A 20,105-nucleotide genomic window follows, 5' to 3' on the forward strand; every position below is an offset into this window, starting at 1 on the left:
CCACCGCTGCGCATAATCCTCGTGCTTCAGCAACCTACATGTAATACTGGCCCGCAGAAGATGAGCTGGCCGTGGCCGTTCGGAAGATCAACTGGCCGAGGCCGTTCAGTAGATCTGCCGACCAGTCGATAGGGCCGGCCCTTCGCACATAATTTCTGGCGCTGAACACGGTCTCCTGCATGGGACCGGACGTCACCGGCAAACGCGGGAGGACAACTTTTTCATGGCAAGGATCGAAGCTCCGGAAACGTCCAGCTTTGCGATCGTCGGCTACGCCGCGCGCTTCCCCGGAGCCACCGACGCCGAATCCTTCTGGGAGATGCTGCACGAGGGCCGGGACGCCGTATCCGAGGTGCCCCAGGACCGGTGGGACGTCGACGAGTTCTTCGATGCCGACCCGGACGCCCGCGGCAAGATCATCACCCGCCGCGCCGGCTTCCTCGACGACGCCGTCGGCTTCGACGCACCGTTCTTCGGGGTGTCCACCCGCGAAGCCAAGATGATGGACCCGCAGCAGCGCCTGCTGCTCGAGATGGCGTGGCGCGCGGTCGAGCACTCGGGCACCGCCCCGTCTGCCCTGGCCAACACGCAGACCGGTGTGTTCATCGGCCTGGCCACCCACGACTACCTGGGCATGGCCTCGGGCGAGCTGACCTACCCGGAGATCGAGGCCTACATGGCCATCGGCACTTCGGGCGCCGCGGCCGCCGGCCGCATCAGTTACCGCCTTGGCCTGCAGGGTCCGGCCGTCACCGTCGACACCGCATGCAGCTCGTCGCTGGTGGCCGTCCACCAGGCCTGCCAGGCCCTGCAGCTCGGCGAGTGCGACCTGGCGCTGGCCGGTGGCGCGAACGTCATCCTCAGCCCGGCCACCATGATCACCTTCTCGCAGTCGCGCATGCTGGCCCCCGACGGCAAGTGCAAGACCTTCGACGCCTCCGCCGACGGCTACGTCCGCGGCGAGGGCTGCGGCGTCATCGTGGTGAAGCGACTCGAGGACGCCATCCGTGACGGCGACCGGATCCGGGCCGTCATCCGCGGTAGCGCCATCAACCAGGACGGCGCCTCCGGCGGCCTGACCGTGCCCAATGGCGTTGCACAGCAACGGGTTATCGCCGAAGCGCTGGAACGCGCGGGCCTGACGCCCGGCGACGTCGGCTACCTGGAGGCGCACGGCACCGGCACCTCGCTGGGCGACCCCATCGAGGTCCAGGCCGCGGCAGCGGCCTACGGCACCGGACGCGATGCGACCGATCCGCTGCTGATCGGCTCGGTGAAGACGAATATCGGACACCTCGAGGCCGCTGCCGGCGTCGCCGGGATCATCAAGGTGATCCTGTCGCTCGAGCACCAGGAACTGCCGAAGCACCTGCACTTCACAAACCCGTCGCCGCACATCCCGTGGGACCGCATCCCCTTGAAGGTCGTCGACGAGGCCACCACCTGGGCACGCGGCGACCGGCCGCGCGTCGCGGGCATCAGTTCGTTCGGCTTCTCGGGCACCAATGCCCATGTCCTGCTTGAGGAAGCGCCTTCCGCGGTTCCCTCGGAGAGCCCGGTCGAGGAACCCGACGACCGGCGCTTCATGGTGTTGCCCCTGTCTGCGCGGACCCCGGCCGCCCTGCTGCAGTCCGCCGAGGACTACCGCGGCTGGTTGGCCGCACACCCCGAGGCCACCCTCTCCGACGTCTGCATCACCGCGGGTGCGGGCCGCGCCCACTTCGAGCACCGCGCCGCGCTCGTGGTGAATTCCCTTGAGTCCGCACGTGAATTGCTGGGCGCGCTGGCCGACGACCGTCCGGCACCGGGCCTGGTGCGCGGAACTTCCGCGGACAAGCCGAAGACCGCCTGGCTGTTCCCGGGACAGGGCAGCCAGTTCGCCGGCATGGCCAAGGAACTGTTCGAGACCGAGCCGGTCTTCGCCGCGACCATGGGGCAGTGCGCTGCCGCGGTCGCTGACGTACTCGAAAAGCCTTTGCTGGATGTCATTTTCGACGACGGCCCCGGCGCCGAGGAGGCGCTGCGGCAGACCAGCTACGCCCAGCCCGCGATCTTCGCCGTCGAGATGGGCCTGGCCCGGCTCTGGCAGTCGTGGGGCTTCGAGCCCGACGTGGTCCTCGGCCACAGCGTCGGCCAGTACACCGCGGCCTGCGTCGCCGGCGTGTTCAGCCTGGAGGACGGTATGCGGCTGCTCGCGGAGCGCGGCCGGCTGTTCGGCAACCTGCCTGCGGGCGGCCGGATGGCGGCGATCTTCGCCGCGCCCGAGCGCGTCGAGCGCCTCACCGATGAGTACCCGAGCCTGTCGGTCGCCGCGTACAACGGCGCCAACACCGTGCTCTCCGGTCCCGGCGCCGACCTGGAACGTGCTGTCGCCGGGCTGACCGGAGACGGTGTCCGCTGCGACTGGCTGGAGACCAGCCACGCCTTCCACTCGGCGCTGCTCGATCCGGCGCTCGACGAATTCGAGTCGTACGCAAACCAATTCACGTTCAACGCGCCGCAGCGGATGCTGGTGTGCAACCGGACCGGCGACACCCTGGGCCGTACCGCGAAGCTCGACGGCCAGTACTGGCGCCGGCACGCACGTCAGCCCGTCGAGTTCGCCAAGGGCGTGGAGACGCTCGCCAAGCTCGGCTGCGCGGTGCTGCTCGAAGTCGGCCCGCAGCCGGTGCTGACTGCCGCGGCCCTGCGCGCCTGGCCCGACCCGGCGACCGCGCCGCGGGCCATTGCGTCGTTGCGCCGCAAAGGCGCCGACCACCGGCAGATCACCGAGGCGCTGGCCACCACCTACACCGCCGGGCACCTGCCCGACTTCGCCGCCGTCCGGCCCGGCTCGCCACACAAGTTCGACCTGCCGACGTATCCGTTCCAGCGCAAGGCGTACTGGTTCACCGACGAGCGGATCAAGCCGACGTGGACCTCGCATCAGACCGGTGGGGCCACCACCGAAGCCGTCCAGCTGCTCCAAGACGGCCGCATCGACGAGCTCGCCGCCCTGCTGGGCGGCGTGGCCGGTGACACTGCCGGCAATCAGTCGACCATTGATGTGCTGAACAAGTTTGCCGCGCAACACAACCGGCAGCGCACCGCGCAGTCCGTCTCGGATGCCCGGTACGAAATCCGCTGGGAGAAAGCCGCTGCTGGGTCCTCTTCGGAGATCGGCGAAGGCTCGGCGTGGGTCCTGATCGGTGACGACGCTGCGGTGCTCGAGCCGCTGACCGAGGCCCTGACCCGGCTCGGCCACCGGCACCGCGTCCTCGGGCTGCCTGGGTCCGACGCCGATGAGCAGCAGCTGGCAGCCGACCTGCGCGCGGCCGTCGAAGACGAGCCGACGCTGCGCATCCTGCACGTCGCGGCCCTCGACACCGATGCCGCCTCGATGCAAGCGGTCCTGCGCATGCAGCACCGCGTCCTCAGCGGCACGCAGCGCCTCTTCCGCGCGGCGGCCACCGCTGAACTGCGGGCACCGATCTGGGTGATCACGCGTGGCGCCCAACGGGTTACCGACACCGATACCGTCGCACCGGAGCAGACGAGCCTGTGGGGCTTCGGCCGCTCGGCCGCGCTGGAGTACCCGCAGGTGTGGGGCGGCCTCGCCGATCTCGCCGAGGGCAGCGCCGACGAGTGGGCACGATTGATCGCCCAGGTGGTCGCGGCCCCGCGCGGTGAGGACCAGATCGCGCTGCGCGCCGAGGGCGTGCACGTGCCGCGCCTCGTCCGCCGGACCGGGCAGCCGAACCCGACGCAGCTCGAATTGCGTTCTGACGCCACGTATCTCGTTACCGGCGGCCTCGGGTCGCTCGGGCTGGAGATCGCGGAATATCTGGCCGCGCACGGCGCGCGGCAGCTGGTCCTGACCAGCCGGCGCGCGCCGAGTGAGGCCGCGCAGCAGCGCATTGACGCGCTGCGAGAGCAGCACGGCTGCGAGGCCCGGGTCATCACCGCCGATGTCGCGAATCCGCACGACGTCGCCCGCCTGATGTCCACCCTGCGCGCCGAGCTGCCGCCACTGGCCGGTGTCGTACACGCGGCCGGTGAGAACAGCACCACTCCGCTGGCCACCCTGGAAGGCGCCGAGCTGGAGCGCGTGTTCTCCGGAAAGGTCTGGGGTGCCTGGTATCTCAGCGAGGCCGTTGCCGACCTGAAGCTCGACTTCTTCCTGTCCACCTCGTCGATCTCGGCGGTGTGGGGCAGCTACGGCCAGACCGCGTACAGCGCGGCCAACGCGTTCCTCGACGGCTTGACGTGGCGCCTGCGCGAGCAGGGTGTGCCCGGTATGAGCGTCAACTTCGGTCCGTGGTCCGCCGGTATGGCCGACCCCGACGCCCGCGTCCAGCTGGAACGCCGCGGCGTCCGCACGCTGTCCCCCACCGACGCCCTGACCGGCATGGCCGACATCCTGGTGGCCGGCGGCTCCCCCGCGGAAGCCGTCGTGGCGCGGATGGACTGGGCCAAGTTCCTACCGATCTACTCGCAGGCCGGGTCGCGGGCCCTGCTGGCCGAGGTGGCCCGCGAGGTGCCCGAGTCCGCGGGGGCCTCCGGCGCTGTCGGTGCGTCCGGGAACACGCGCTTTGTCGAGCAGCTCATCGCCGCACCGGTGCAGCAGCGCAAGAAGCTGGTGCTGGAGTACCTGCGCGACGCTGTCGCCGAGGTGACGCGCATCGAGGCCTCCGAGATTCGCGAGGAGACCGGTTTCTTCGACCTCGGCATGGACTCGCTGATGGCCGTCGAACTGCGGCGCCGGCTGGAACAGGGTGTCGGCAAGGAACTTCCGGCGACTCTCGCCATGGACCACCCGCGGCTCACCGATGTCGCGGACTACCTGCTCAGCGACATCCTGAACCTCAACGAGAAGGCCGGTCCGAAGGCCGTCACCGCGGTCAAGTCGCTCGCCGCGGCCGACGAGCCCATCGCCATCATCTCCGTGGCGTGCCGCTTCCCCGGCTCGCCCGACCCGGATGCGTTCTGGCGGGTGCTGTCCCAGGGCGTCGACGCGATCAGCGAGATTCCCGAGGATCGCTTCGACGTCGATGAGTTCTACGACCCCGACGCCATGACACCAGGCAAGATCTACACCCGCTCCGGTGGCTACCTGGAAAGCGTCGACACGTTCGATCCCGAATTCTTCGGCATCTCGCCGCGCGAGGCCGTGTGGATCGACCCGCAGCAGCGACTGATGCTCGAAATCGCCTGGGAGGGCTTGGAAAGAGCCGGGTACGCCCCGTCATCGCTGCGCGGCAGCCGCACCGGCGTGTTCGTCGGCGTCGGTGCCAACGAGTACTCGCACCTGTTGTCGGGCGGCTCGGTGGAGAACCTCGAGCCGCACTTCATCACCGGTAACGCGCTCAACGCCATCGCGGGCCGCGTGTCGTTCACGCTCGGCCTGGAAGGGCCGGCCATGGCGGTCGACACCGCCTGCAGCTCGTCGCTGGTGGCCGTGCACCAGGCCACACAGGCCTTGCATTCGGGCGACTGCGACATGGCTCTGGCCGGTGGCGTCAACGTGCTGCTGAGCCCGGCGTCCATCGTCGCCGCGTCACGCGCCCGCATGCTGGCGCCCGACGGCCACTGCAAGACGTTCGACGCCGCTGCGGACGGCTACGTCCGCGGTGAGGGCTGCGGCGTCCTGGTCCTCAAGCGGCTCAGCGACGCGCAGCGCGACGGGGACCGCATCGCGGCGATCATCCGCAGCAGCGCGGTCAACCAGGACGGTGCATCCAGCGGCCTGACGGTGCCCAATGGCGGTGCGCAGCAACGGCTCATCAACACGGCCCTGAGCCGGGCCGGCCTGGCCGGCGGCGACGTCGACTACCTGGAAGCGCACGGCACCGGCACCCCGCTCGGTGACCCGATCGAGGTCCAGGCCGCGGCGGCCGCGTACGGCGCGGGCCGCGACCCGAACCGGCCGCTGCTGATGGGCACGGCGAAGACCAACATCGGCCACCTGGAGTCGGCGGCCGGCGTCGCCGGTCTGGTCAAGGTCGTGCTGTCGCTGGAGCACGAAATGCTCCCGCAGACCCTGCATTTCAACAAGCCGTCGCCGCACATCCCGTGGGACTCGCTGCCCGTGCAGGTGGTGGACAAGCCGACGCCGTGGCACACCGACGGCCGCCCGCGCCGCGCCGGCGTCAGCTCTTTCGGGTTCACCGGCACCAACGCACACGTGCTGTTGGAAGAGGCCCCGGTGGTGATCACCGACGAGGATGCCGCGGACGACGTGACGCCCGAAACTCCTGTCACCGAACCCATCAGCGTGCTGCCGCTGTCAGCGCGCTCGGCGCAGGGCCTGACGGCGCTGGCGCAGCGGTACCGCGAGTGGCTCGACGAGCACCCCGACGCCTCGATCGCCGACGTGTGCTTCACCGCAGGCTCGGGGCGTTCGCACTTCGAGCACCGCGCCGCGGTGGTCGCGAACACCGTCCACGACGCCAAGAACCTGTTGGAAGACCTGGTGGCGAACAAGCTGCGGCCGGGTGTGCTCAAGGGCGAGTGCGCCGACCCGCCGACCACCGCGTGGTTCTTCCCCGGTCAGGGCAGCCAGTACCCGGGCATGGCCCGCGAATTGTTCGATACCGAACCGGTTTTCGCCGACGTGGTGCGCCGGTGCGCAGAAGCAGTGGACCCGATTCTGCCGCGCCCCCTGCTGGAGGTCATGTTCGGCAACGATCGGGAAGCGGCAGAAACGCTGCGCAACACCGCGTTTGCGCAGCCCGCGATCTTCGCCGTCGAGATGGGCCTGGCCCGGTTGTGGCAGTCGTGGGGCATCGAACCGGATGCGGTGCTGGGCCACAGCGTCGGCCAGTACGCGGCGGCCTGTGTCGCCGGGGTGTTCAGCCTGGAGGACGGCGTCCGATTGATCGCCGAGCGCGGCCGGCTGTTCGGCAGCCTGCCGGCCGGCGGCCGCATGGTGGCGGTGTTCGCCGATCCCGAGTACGTGGAGCGCGCCGCCGAGGCATTCCCGCGGGTGTCCATCGGCGCCTACAACGGCCGCAACACCGTGCTGTCGGGCCCGGGTGAGGATCTGGAGCAGATCGTCGCCGCCTGCAGCGAGGACGCCACGCGCTGCACGTGGCTCGAGACCAGCCACGCCTTCCACTCGGAGCTGCTGGACCCGGTTCTCGACGAATTCGAGTCCTTCGCAACGCAGTTCCAGTTCGCGGTGCCGACCCTGCCGCTGATCTGCAACCGCACCGGCGCGGTGCTCACCGCCGAGACGCCGCTGAACGCGCCGTACTGGCGTCGGCATTCGCGTCAGCCGGTGCAGTTCACCGAAAGCGTCAAGACCGTCGCGGCGCTGGGCTGCTCGGTGCTGATGGAGATCGGCCCGCAGCCGATCCTGACCGCGGCCGCCCTGCAGTGCTGGCCCGAGTCTTCGGAGACCCCGCGGGCCATCGTGTCCCTGCGCAAGGGCGCCAACGCACAGCGGCAGATCACCGAAGCGCTGGCCACCACGTATATCACCGGACACCGGCCTGATTTCGCGGCCAAGAACCGCGGTCAGCGGGTCGAACTGCCGACCTACCCGTTCCAGCGCCGCCGCTTCTGGCCCAAGACCGCCAATGTCGTGGGCATGAGCTCTGGCGGCTCCGCGGCCACGTCCGGAATCCTGGGCAGCGCAAAGGATCTGGCCACCGGTGACACGATCTATAGCAACGTGCTGTCGGTCAAGACGCAGCCCTGGCTGTCGCACCACGTCATCTACGGCACCGTCGTGGTGCCGGGCGCGACGTATGCGGCGATGGCCCTGGCCTCGGTCGGTGCGCCGGCGCGGGTGAAGGAAGTCTTCTTCTACGAGCCGATCATCCTGCCGGACAAGGCGGCTCGCGAGACGCAGCTGACCATCCGCTCCCTGGATGGCGGCGAAGGCTGGAAGTTCCAGGTGCACAGCCGGCCGAACGGGGTTCGCGAAGCCGAGTGGTCGTTGAACGCCGACGGCACCCTGCTGGCCGGTGCCAGTGAAGCGGACGCCTCGGACGATGTCGCCGGTTCGATGGAGGATGTCGTCGAGCGCATGGAGCGGCTGCGTCCGCAGCAGCTGTTCGAGACGTTCAACGACATGGAATTGGCCTGGGGCCCAACGTGGTCCACGTCGCTCAAGTCGTTGTGGGTGCGCGACGGCATGGCCATCGGAGACGTGTCGGTCGGCGACGAACTCGCCGAGCACCTCAGCACCGAGCCCATCCATCCCGTGCTGCTCGACTTGTGCACCGGTGTGGCCTTCCCGGCCTTCCCGGCGCTGCTGGCCGCCGAACACGGCATGCACGACCTGTTCCTGCCGCTGCGGTACGGCCAGGTCGAGCTGCGCGACAAGATGCCCCGGCGGTTCTATGCGCGGGCGCGCTGGCACACCAGCGAGCTGACCAACGAGACGCAGGTCTTCGACATCGACTTCCTCGATCGCGACGGCAAGCGGCTCGGCGGCATCACCGAGTTCACCGTGAAGCGGGCGCCGCGTGAGGCACTGCTGCGCGGGCTCGGTGGTGACACCACCCGCCTGCTGTACACGCTGGGCTGGCAGGAGGGCGCCGCACCGGGCGCTGCGGACGAGGCAGAGAGCAAGACCACCGGCACCTGGCTGGTCGCCGGCTTCGACGAGTTGGCTGCCGGGCTGCCCGGTGCGGTCACGCTCGATCAGACGGTGGACGCCGCCGCCTGGCAGCAGGCGATCGCAGCAGCCGCCGAAAGCGGCTCCCCGGTCACCGGAATCGTCTGGCGCGCTTCGGGACAACAGGACGCCGACATCGCGGCGCGGCTGGAGTCCGAGGTCGGCACCGTCCTCGCGGCCATGCAGACCGCCCTCGCCGAGGAAAAGTTGAACCTCACCGGCGGACTCTGGATCGTCACCGAACGCGCCGTGGCGACCGAGCCCGGCGAGCCCGTCGACCCGGTGCAGGCCGCGCTGTGGGGCCTGGGCCGCACCGTCATCAACGAGCAGCCGACCCTGCGCCTGCGGCTCGTCGACCTCGACGATGCCGACGACAACGCCACCAACTGGCTGACCGGCATCCTGGGCACTCCGGTGACGGAGTCGGAATTCGCACTGCGGCAAGGCAAGTTCCTCGTGCCGCGGCTGATGCACTGGGCGCGCAGCGGCCACCTGCCGATGCCGCGGTCCGACGACTACGTGCTGGCTCCCACCGAGCGTGGTGCGATCGACAACCTGCGGCTGACCGAGAAGGACGTGACGCCGCCCGCGCCGCACGAGGTGCAGGTCCGGATCGAGGCAGCCGGCCTCAACTTCCGTGACGTGCTCAACGTGCTGGGCCTCTACCCCGGCGATCCCGGGCCCATCGGCGGTGACCTGTGCGGTGTCATCACCGAATTGGGTTCGGAGGTGACGAGATTCGAGGTCGGCCAGCGCGTCTTCGGTTCCATGCAGGGCGCCTTCTCGAGCCGCCTGAACGTGCCGGAGCAGTTGCTCGCGGTGGTGCCGGAGGGCATCACCCCGGTCGATGCGGCGACGCTGCCCGCGGCCGCGCTGACGGTCCGGCTCGCGTTCGACTGGGCGCAACTCAAGCCGGGCGACCGCGTGCTGATCCACGCCGCCAGTGGTGGTGTCGGGTTGGCGGCGGTGCAGATGGCGCGCCAGAAGGGCGCGATCGTCTTCGCCACCGCCAGCACCTACAAGCGCGCGACGCTGCGCAAGATGGGTGTCGAGTACGTCTACGACTCGCGCACAACCGATTTCGCGGACCAGATTCTCGCCGACACCGACGGCGAGGGCGTGGACGTGGTGCTCAACAGCCTGACCAACGAGGGCTTCGTCGAGGCCACAGTGCGGGCGACCGCCCAGGGTGGCCGGTTCGCCGAGATCGCCAAGCGCGACATCTGGACCCCCGAGCGCATGGCGGAGGTTCGCCCGGACATCAACTACGAGATCGTCGCGCTCGACGTCACGATGATGACCGACCCCGCACACATCCAGCGCCTCATGGAAGAGGTGTCGGATGGCTTGACCAAGGGCGAATGGACGCCGGTGCAGGCCGAGGTCTACCCGCTGACGGAGGCCAAGACCGCGTTCCGCCGGATGCAACAGGCCCGGCACATCGGCAAGATCGTGGTGCAGATGCCGAAACCGCTGCAGCCGCACGGTGATCGGACCTACCTGGTGACCGGTGGTCTCGGCGCACTCGGTCTGCACACCGCCGCCTACCTGGCCCAGTTGGGTGCCGGCGACATCGTGCTGACCAGCCGACGGGAGCCGGACGCCGACGCGCAGCGCGCCATCGACGCGATGATGGAGCGCTTCCACTGCCGGGTGCACGTCTTCTCCGGTGACGTCGGTGACGAGTCCTCGGTTACGGCGTTGCTCGACCGGATCCGCACGGAATTGCCGCCGCTGGCCGGTGTGGCCCATCTGGCGGGTGTGCTCGACGATGCGCTGCTCCCCCAGCAGGATCTGGAGCGCTTCCGGAAGACCCTGGGCCCCAAGGCCTTCGGCGCCTTGCACCTGCACAAGTTGACGCAGGACGATGATCTGGACTTCTTCATCGTCTACTCGTCGGCGTCAGCGGTGCTGGGTTCACCGGCGCAGGCCAACTACGCCACCGCCAACGCGCTGCTCGACGGACTCGTCGCGCACCGCAGGGCGCTGGGTCTGCCGGCGACGGCCGTCAACTTCGGCCCGTGGGGCCGCGGCGGCATGGCCAGCTCGCAGGCAGCCACCGCCAACCTGAGTGCGCAGGGCATGATGCCGCTCGAGCCCTCGGCGGCCCTGGCGGCGCTCGGCGAAGTCATCCGGCATGGCGCCGCACAGGCGACGGTCCTCAAGGCCAACTGGCAGCGGGCCGCGAAGATGCTCGGCGGCATCCGTCCGCCGCTGCTCGATCAGGTGTTGCCGACCAGCGACGCGGCAGCCACCGGCGACAGCGAGCTGCTCCGTCAGCTGCAGGAGATTCCCGACGCCCAGCGCGCCGGGTTCATCACCGAGTTCCTGCAGAAGGAGGTGCAGGGCTTCCTGCGCCTGGCGCAGCCGCCCGCCGCGACGAGCCGGTTCCTGGATCTGGGCACCGACTCGCTGATGGCGGTCGAGCTCCGCAACCGGTTGTTCGGGCAGTTCGGCGGCAAGTTCGACATCAGCCCGACGGCGATCTTCGACTACCCGACCCTCGGCGAACTCGCCGGGCACCTGGCGTCGCAGCTGCCGCCGTCGGATGTACCGGAGGCGCCGGCTGAGGCTCCTGCCGCGGAGGCGGCTGCGGAGGCTGCCGGCGAGGCTGAACCCGAGGCGCCTGCCGCACAGGAGTGACGACTGTGACGGGTGTGCACGCTGTCTAACCCGACCGCGTGCACACCCGGACTTTCCGGCCCGCCAGCTGCTACACCAGCCCAGAAATAGCCCACATGCACGTCAATTAGTTATTGACGTGCACCGGTAATTCTGTCAGGCTCCTATGAGGATCGATCTCATCGGCGGAAGGCTCGGACTATGTCTGTTCTCGCGATGCATGTTTCGAACACCAAAGCCAAGCTGCAGGCCGGCGCCGCCGCCTGCGCGGTCGCCGGAGCGGCGATTCTGACTCCGGTGGCGGCCCAGGCCGATATCGCCGCGCCGGCTCCGCTCGCGCCGATCACGCACGTCCTCGACAACGTCGCGCAATCACCACTCGTTTTCGCACCCCTCACCACGTGGTGGGAGAACGATCCCTGGTGGTGGTTCGGGGGCGGGTCGAACCCCTCCAACCCCGCACCAATCCTGGTCGGGACATTCACGCCATTGTCGATCATCCCCGGCTTCCTCCAGGAGCCATGGAAGCGTCTGACGCAGAACATTAATTTCTCCGCCTGCTTCCTCGGCGCAGGCATAAAGGTCGGGCCGTACGGCACCGTCACCGTTTCACTGACTCGGGGCTGCTAGGCCGCGCGCCAAAATCGTTGGGCGGGAAGCTCACTGCGAGGGAAGTCGCAGGAGCTGTAATTCAAGATGGGCTCAGACATCTGGCCCAGTATGGCTGGTTGATGCCGAGACTGATGTTGCTTCTCGCGCTGCGGTTAGGCATTGCGGTCGGGGATGATTGCGGCCCCGCTCATTGCGTTCGACTTACACCGCAGTGGCGCCAGAGGTCACGTACGCCTTCCACGCGCACATCAACCGGCCGACCAGAGAATTCCTGCGACCGCGCCCAACACCAGGCGTGAGCTCCGATGAGGCAGGCGACTTACCGCAACCTGCAAATTTTCACTTATTGACAGGCTCGTCAGTGCTATCTTATTTTCGCGCGCGTAAGCCGCGTTAGATCGGGAGGTGCGCTTGCGCTGGATGGTGGCGGACTGCGCTGTCCGCCACCATCCGCTAAGGCGGAGTGTCACACGACGAGATGCGTTGCGTGCGAAAGTTTTTGCCGCGACTGCTGCCCCTACGGACAGCCACCGGCACCCCTAGCGGGAACCTGGAGGTATGGCACGATGGCAAGTCGTCTCGAATGCTTCAAGGCAGCGCTCGGAGGGTTGACGATAGCGTGCACCGGCACCTTCTTCAGTGGAGGAGTCGCATCGGCTCAAGACCTACTAGTCGGCAAAACGTATGGAGAAGCCGCACAAGCTATCCAATCGTGGGGCGGCAAGGTGATTCTCTCCACTGTCGTCGGAGATCAAGTGGACATGAAGAAGTGCTTGGTCAGCGCATGGCGGAAAGATAAGAAGACGGGGAAGTTCTACTTGTCGCTGTACTGCGATGAGAAGGTCGCCACAGCCAAGGACGCCGGCGCCTCTGCCGCAAGTCCATCCGGCCGCGAGGAGAAAGCCCACGATGAAAAGGTGGCCTGGCTTCACGAGAACCAGGACATGTGCGTGAAGATGAAAGATCAGCACCCAGAATGGTTCACGATCCACATGGAGGGATGCGAGGCATTCAGCCCACCCGCCAAATAGTGCGGGCAATCGACTTAGCTGGCCTTACCTCGCCATCGAATATCCACAGCTATCGCGCAGTTGGCGAAACGTACGAAGACCTGCACCTACTCGACAGCTGAGACGTACTATCGACTTCGGAACTTATTTGCACGCGCGTAAACGAAATCTGAGTCAATGACCGATGCAGTATCTCCCTACCCAGGAAAGTGCCGCTGAGTGGACGACGCCGACGACCCGGTAGAAGACACCGAGGACAGCCCTGCTGCTGGCCGCCGCGCATGGCGACGCCGTGTGCCAAAAATACTGGGCGGCCTACTGATTGGCCTCCTAGGCCTCGTCGGGTGGCTGGCAGTCGAAGCCCACACGGCAAAGGGACACCTGGAGGAAGCGCGTTCACAGGCGGTGCAGACAAAAGACTCACTCTCCAAGGGACACGTCGAAGAGGCCGCAAAGCGCGCCGACGCGACGCTCGTGGCCGCACAGAAAGCTGATGACGCGACGCATTCCATCCCCTGGGCGATAGCGGCTAAATTGCCGTGGTTGGGCAGCCCATTCGAGGCTGGCCAACAGATTTCAACCGTCGTCCTCGGATTCGCGAAGGACGTGCTGCAGCCGTCGACACGTGTCGGGCTGACACTGTCGCCGGACCACCTGTTCACCGGCAGTCGATTGGACGTACATCTTCTGCGCGCCGAGGAGCCCGCACTCAGCAGGCTTTCAGCCGACGCCAAACGCTTGGACACCGCGGCCGGTGCCATCATCGAGCCCACATATCTCAAGCAGATCGCCGACGCGAGGTCAAAGCTGCAAGCTCAAATCACCAGCATTTCAAAGGTTCTCGACACAACCGCGCTCGCCGCACGTTTGGCGCCAGTCATGATGGGCGCCGACGGCCCGACGAATTACTTCATGGGATTTCAAACCAATGCCGAAGCTCGCGGCACGGGTGGCATCATCGGCGGTTTCGGTATCTTGCATTTCGTCGACGGCACGCCGAGTGTCGAAACCCTGGCTTCGAACAACGCGCTCGAGGGCCCGTTTCGCCCATTTGATCTCGGACCAGAATTCGCTGCTCAATATGGATATACAAACCCCACGACTGACATTCGTAATAGCAACCTGAGTTCGAACTTTCCCTATGCTGCTCAAATTTGGAAATCGATGTGGGCGCAAGAGTCCGGCGCCAATGTTGACGGCGTGATCGCCCTCGACCCCATCGCGCTAAGCTACATCTTGGCCGCCATCGGACCGGTGCGGATTCCCGATGGCGAGGAAGTCACCACGGACAACGTCGTCGTGCTAACGGAGTCGACGGCATACAACCGATTTCCTACAGATCAGGCGGCGCGCAAGCTGTTCCTTCAGAACATTGCCGCAGAAGTCGTGAAGAAGATGACGCGTTCAGTGCAATCGCCGCGCGAGCTGTTGGCGGCTCTCGGGAAAGCGATCGGCGAGCGACGAATCGCACTGTGGAGTGCGTCAGAAGACAATCAGAAGGTCTTGGCACAGACACCACTCGCACATGAGATACCTGATGATGCGGCACCGTATGCCGAGATCGTCGTCAACAACCTCGCAGGCAACAAAATGGACTACTACCTGAAAAGAGAGATCACCTACACCGCAGACCGGTGCACGGAGGCCACGCGAAACTCCACGGTGACGATAAAGCTGACAAGCGTTGCACCGGATGCTCCACTACCGGAATATGTTGCCGGCGCATTGGGACTCAGCCGCAACGTACCAATCACAATGCCCAGCGGTTCGATGCTGACATCGGTCCGGCTGGTGGCGACAAAAGGCGCAAAATTGGTCAGCGCGTTCTCCAACGATCAACTGATACCGGTGTTCACAGGTACTGAACGCGGGCATCCAACATTCGAAATTCAGGTGGCGATACCGCCAAGACAATCAGGAACGCTGACTTTCCATCTCTCCGAACCGACGACGCCAGGCGCTGCGCGTGTTCCGGTGCAGCCACTGGCAGACCATGTCAGCCCTGACGTCCGTGTGCCGGAATGCCCCTAGCCGGTACCTGCTATGAAAATCCTTCTCGTGACGCCATATTCGCCGCTCGCGCGTCACGACCATGCCGCAAACGACCTGGCAATGCCGCTCGTCGAGGCCCTCGCACCGCACATCGACCTGCACGTTTACGCGCCCGGGCAACGAAATGGCCACCTGCGCGACTGGCAGATCGACGGCGTCACCTTCCACGCCGGATCACCGGTCCGGCTATCCCGGCGTAACCGGCTCGGTGTGTACCCATACGGGGCGCGAGCGTCCTGGTCAGCCCAATCGACGAAGGAAACGGTTGCGCTGGCCCGCAGGCTGCGTCCCGACATAGTCCACGCCGAGTACTGGGCAGCGGTTGAGCCACTGTTCAAACTGCACCGTGAGATGCCGACAAGCCTTGCACCGCACGACGTTCCCGATGATGGAATGACGATTCCTCCGGCGGGTCAGTCTCTCTACCAACGCTGTCTTGACCGCCACGAGCTCGCCAAGAGACGCCGGGTGGCGAGGGCGCTGACCACCAAGATCGACTCGCTGTTGCTCTTTTCCGAAGGCGACAGGAACAAGCTCGAAGGCTCTCAGTGCCTCATCAATGTCGCACCCCCCGGTCTCACTCCGCCGACTACGTCGTGGTCAGGAGGCGAAGCACATGTCGCAGCGTTCGGCGGAGCGATGTGGCGGCTCGAAAACGAATCCACCGCAATCCATCTGGCGCGTGACATCATGCCCCTGGTCCGTGATTCCGTTCCCGATGCGCAGCTACGGATCTTCGGTGCCCGTCCGACCAAAACAGTTCGCGCGCTGGGTAACCAGCCCGGGATCACCGTCTTGGGCGAGGTAACTGACTACGACGGCCAATTTTGCGACGCGCAAGTAGCGCTGGCACCATCGATGACCGAAGCCGGCATTCTCATAAAGTCGATGCGCGCGATGGCCATGGGCTGCCCCGTGGTGCTGAACGGAGCCAGCGCGCGCCCGATCGTCGGCCTGGAACCCGGAGTCCACGCTCTTGTCGGCCATACCCCGCGCGAATTCGCCGATCACGTGATCACGTTGATGTCGGACGCCTCTCGAGCGGCCAGAATCGGCCAATCTGCAAGGAGTTTCGTGTTGGAGAACTACGGTTGGGATCGCAGTGTGGCGGCATACCTCGCAGCCTTTCACCAGCTGGTGCGAGCGGCTCCGTCGAGTGGGTTCACTCGACCAGTGTCCGAGGCGCGGCACCCTGCCCCGAGTTAGTACTGAACACCTGTGCAGGGTGCCGGCGGTAAACCTAATGAAGCTGTTGTGGCGGTGTTGAATATCGGCGCGGAACGCCGCTACCGTTGAGTCTGCGGCTCCAAGTATGTAGATATTGCCGCACAACAGCATTAGATTTCAGCGCCCGGCGCAGGTCGCGTGGCCTACGCTGTACGTGGATCATTCACTTCGCGGAGCTAGGTCTGGCGTGTGACAACAACCAAGCTGCTATGTATTGCTGTGGTAATCGCGTTCGTGCTTGTCGCGGCACGATTTGCCGGTTGGGCAACAGCATTCGTCAGCGCCTACGTTCTCACGCTCAGCGGAATCACCACCGCGTTGTACATCGGCCCCACCACATCCGTGCATTACGGCATCGCATCCGGCGCACCTGGTATTTCTCTCGCCGACGTCGTCTTGATCGGCGCCCTCATATCAATATGGGCCAACAGCGGGCGTCTCCAAATAAGTTGGCTACTTCTGATATTCGGACTGCCGGCGCTGACCCTTCTGCTCACGTCATGGGGTAACACGAACGAACAGTGGTCTGGACTTCAGCTCTACCTGACCGCCCTCATCTCGTTCGGTGTCGGACGCTGGATCAGCGAGAACCTCGATGACAATGCGGGCGTCTTCCTGGCCGGCGCAAGTCTGGCAGCCGGCGCACTGCAACTCGTGGTGACGGTCGCGCAGTCACGCGGGACCATGTTGCTGGCTGCGCAAGGTCCAGACGTCAAGCAGTGGATACATTCCGAACGCATGGTCGGGCTGTATGCACACCCCTCCGTACTCGGCAAGACAGTATTTCTGCTGTTGTGCATACTCCTCCCCTTGACGGCCAGCCATGTGGCAGCAACCCGTCGAATGGCCTACCTGGCGATTGCCTTCGGATCGGTTGCCACGCTTCTGACTCTGTCCCGAGCGAACACTGTCGCGATAGTTCTCGCAATCGTCATATGGGCCTTCATCGGCGGTCGAGCCACATCGATCGCACAACGGCTGACGGTTGTCGCTGCCGCCGGCGTCGCGGTGGTCCTGACTACCCATTCGTTCTCCCGGTTGGAACTGCGGCAGCTTCAGGACCCCGAGGGCGGCGCTCGGAAATATCTTCTGTCCAACGGGCTCGAACAGATCACCCGCGAACCTTTTATCGGAACCGGTCCGAACTACTACAGCGAGTACGCGGGCCGTTACGATCACCTCGTTGCATCTGGCTTCCCGCTGCACAACTCGTTCCTGTTCCCAGCCGCTGAGTTGGGTATTCCGCTGGCAATTGTGCTGTTCCTGCCGATGATCATGGCATTGACAGAGTCCATCAAGCGTTTCTCCGCAGCCAAAGGCTTCGATGCGCGCAGCGCAGCATTCTGGGCAGTCCTTCCCGGCCTGTTCATCATCGCCTGGACAGGCTGGGGCATGGCGGCAAAAGAGACAATGCCGCTGTGGTTCTTCGCCTTTGGCTTTCTCGCGGCGCGCAGCGCCACAAATAGTGAGTCGCCCAGAGAAGGCCGCCGCACGACGGCGGCCAAGACTCCGCCGGTCCGCTTGGGCCTGAGCTAGCAGTCGACGTCGCGAGCGCCAGGAGACGGAAAATGGTGTCGGCACGACGCGCAGGCGCTGTCACGATTGCCGGTCAGCTTGCCAAGACTGTTCTGCAGTTCGCAGGGCTACTGATCTTCTCGAGGATCCTCAGCCCTCGCGATATCGGCCTGGTGGCGATGCTGGCGGTGTTCGTGATGCTCGGCGAACTGATTCGAGATTTCGGCATCTCGCAGGCGGCAATACAGGCGTCGAATCTCACCCATCGCCAGGCGAGCAACCTGTTTTGGACCAACGCAGCGATCGGCGCGCTGATGACCACGGCCCTCAGTCTCGCGGCGCCAATGGTCGCCGACATGTATCACGAACCCGCCTTGACTGCGATCACGCCGTGGTCAGCCCTGTTGTTCATAATCAGCGCCCTCCAGATGCAGTTTCAAGTTCACCTGGCGCGGGGACACCGCTTCACCGCACTGACCGTCACAGATGTGCTCTCGCAACTGCTTGGCCTCGTGATTGGATTGATCGCCGCACTATCCGGTGCTGGGTATTGGTCGCTGGTCATTCAGATGCTCAGCGCGGCCGTATCGCTTCTCGTCGTCCGGTGCATCATCGCAGGATGGTGGCCGACGCTACCGAATCGCGATCCAGGAATGGCCACCCTGTACAAGTTCGGTGCGCACCTGGGATGTGCGCAACTACTGAACTATGGCGCGTTGAACACTGATTCTTACGTCATTGGAATCCGATGGGGTGCCGCCCCACTCGGCGTTTACAACCGGGCATTTCAAGTACTCACCGTGCCCACGAATCAATTGCTGGCTCCACTGACCAACGTCGTACTGCCGATTCTCTCCAAGAAGCGTCATGAGGGAATTGATTTCTATCAGACGCTGTGGAAGGCACAGGTCGTCCTCTCATCGGCCCTGACACTCGCATTCGCCCTCGCCGGCTCTCTTGCCGAACCTCTGGTCAGAGTGATGTTTGGGCCAGCATGGCTCGGTTCAGCGCCACTCCTGACCATTCTTTCTGTCGGCGGCGCGTTTCAGATTTTCACGTTCGTTGCCTATTGGGCATTTCTCGCGTCAGGCAACGCGAAGTCGCTCTTCCATCAGAGCCTGCTGATCAAGCCTTCTCAGGTCGTGTGCGTCGTCCTGGGATCGCTTGGCGGGCTCAAAGGCGTTGCATGGGGATTCTCGATTGGCATCATCCTGTCATGGTTCATTTCTCTGAAATGGCTACGCACATGCGATGACATGCCGAGCCATGAGTTCTTGCGTTCTGGCTTGCACGTCCTGTTCTGCGGCGCGGTTACTGGTGGACTAGTCTTGAAAATGGTTGAGACACTGAGGAATTATTCGGACGTGATCGTCATCGCTGCCGGCGGCGGGCTTGCCCTGTTGGTGTACCTGCCATTATTGATCTCGAGTTCTCCGATCAGAGACGTTCTGGTCGAGGTGGTCAGGCCGCCGGTCGCGCACTTCGCAGGCATGGTCAAGAACCGAGTTGACCACTAGCGCCGCGCGTTACTCACTCAGGTGCGGGACTGGCCCACAGCGACTCGCCACAGGTCGGCCGGAAAGGCCTCCAGGAGTGGCTCCGGCGCCCAGTGACTGATCGGCTCACAGGCCGGCGTGTCGGCGGCTGACTGCCAATCCGGTGCGATGGGCGGGAGCGTTCGGCCCGTACCCCCGTAGTAGTCCTCGTACTTGAACAACTTTTCACTGCTGGACGCCACAAGCGTCGCGGGCACGCCATAGGCCTCTGCTACGACGATCCCGTGCAGAGAACTTGCGATGACCCGTTCGGCCGAAGCAATGGCGCGAACCCGCGTCAGCATGTCCCCTCGCGGGTTCAAAGAATTCTGCGGCGCATTCGCAAAATCGTAGTAATTCGGCACGATTACGGTGCCTCCCGTGCGCCTGCGTATTCCTAATTCAGCGTCTGCCCACAGGTGAGGTATGAGAAGCGCCGGATCGCCAAACACCGCCGGCACATTGATGCCGCATCCGCGCAGCACCGCCGCTGTCGACGGACCGCGCACCGCCCGGACGTCTAGCGGCGGTATCGGATCCGCCAGCGGTAGATGATTTCCATGGATTCCCGCCCCCCACACGACATCTCCCTCGCGAGCCACGAGGTTGATGATCGACCCGACGGCCAGCAGTCGGTCCCGCGAAGAGACCGCTCTTCCGAGTCTGAGCGTGCTGACTACGCGGGCAACGATCCACGGCCCGAGCAAGTCGCCGAAATTGTTCTCCCGATCGAAACGCCGTACCCGCCATAGCACTCCGCTGGGCCGCAAGCGCAGGTGCGGATTCCAGTGGACGATTTGCGGCACATGACCCCTTCGGCACGCGTGGTTTCACCTCGAAAATCGCGCTTCAGTCAATTTATCGCATGGCGAAGTCCACGGCAGCTAAACTGCGGATGCCCGCGGTGCCACGCGCAGAACGCAAGCG

At 65.5% G+C, this 20,105-nt stretch carries 8 protein-coding genes; 7 read left to right on the top strand and 1 reads right to left on the bottom strand.

Going from position 1 to position 20,105, the window contains the following annotated elements; all coding sequences use genetic code 11:
* The first annotated feature begins 223 nt into the window (after window positions 1-223).
* The 7 genes from A7G45_RS04605 (at window position 224) to A7G45_RS04635 (ending at window position 19,160) form a co-directional block, all read left to right on the top strand.
* Window positions 224-11,248, top strand: coding sequence for a type I polyketide synthase (locus A7G45_RS04605; RefSeq protein ID WP_260934233.1), 11,025 nt, complete (start codon window positions 224-226; stop codon window positions 11,246-11,248).
* A 180-nt stretch (window positions 11,249-11,428) separates the two neighbouring features.
* Window positions 11,429-11,857 (top strand): hypothetical protein, encoded by a 429-nt coding sequence (locus A7G45_RS04610; protein WP_260934235.1) that lies wholly within the window; start codon window positions 11,429-11,431, stop codon window positions 11,855-11,857.
* 548 nt (window positions 11,858-12,405) lie between these two features.
* Window positions 12,406-12,870 carry a hypothetical protein gene (locus tag A7G45_RS04615; RefSeq protein WP_260934237.1) on the top strand — a complete coding sequence of 155 codons (465 nt, stop codon included), beginning with the start codon at window positions 12,406-12,408 and terminating at the stop codon, window positions 12,868-12,870.
* A 198-nt stretch (window positions 12,871-13,068) separates the two neighbouring features.
* On the top strand, window positions 13,069-14,880 hold the full coding sequence (locus A7G45_RS04620; RefSeq protein WP_377041975.1) for a DUF4012 domain-containing protein: 1,812 nt from the start codon (window positions 13,069-13,071) through the stop codon (window positions 14,878-14,880).
* Window positions 14,881-14,892: 12 nt separating this feature from the next.
* Window positions 14,893-16,107, top strand: coding sequence for a glycosyltransferase family 4 protein (locus A7G45_RS04625; RefSeq protein ID WP_260934239.1), 1,215 nt, complete (start codon window positions 14,893-14,895; stop codon window positions 16,105-16,107).
* Window positions 16,108-16,317: 210 nt separating this feature from the next.
* Window positions 16,318-17,664, top strand: a complete 1,347-nt coding sequence (locus A7G45_RS32480; protein ID WP_260934241.1) for an O-antigen ligase family protein — start codon at window positions 16,318-16,320, stop codon at window positions 17,662-17,664.
* A gap of 32 nt (window positions 17,665-17,696) precedes the next feature.
* Window positions 17,697-19,160, top strand: a complete 1,464-nt coding sequence (locus A7G45_RS04635) for a lipopolysaccharide biosynthesis protein (RefSeq protein WP_260934244.1) — start codon at window positions 17,697-17,699, stop codon at window positions 19,158-19,160.
* 17 nt (window positions 19,161-19,177) lie between these two features.
* Here A7G45_RS04635 and A7G45_RS04640 read toward each other — a convergent pair whose 3' ends face one another.
* Window positions 19,178-19,984, bottom strand: coding sequence for a polysaccharide pyruvyl transferase family protein (locus A7G45_RS04640; protein WP_260934247.1), 807 nt, complete (start codon window positions 19,982-19,984; stop codon window positions 19,178-19,180).
* Window positions 19,985-20,105: the final 121 nt, after the last annotated feature.

This window comes from Mycolicibacterium llatzerense (assembly GCF_025331195.1).
Classification (GTDB): domain Bacteria; phylum Actinomycetota; class Actinomycetes; order Mycobacteriales; family Mycobacteriaceae; genus Mycobacterium; species Mycobacterium llatzerense.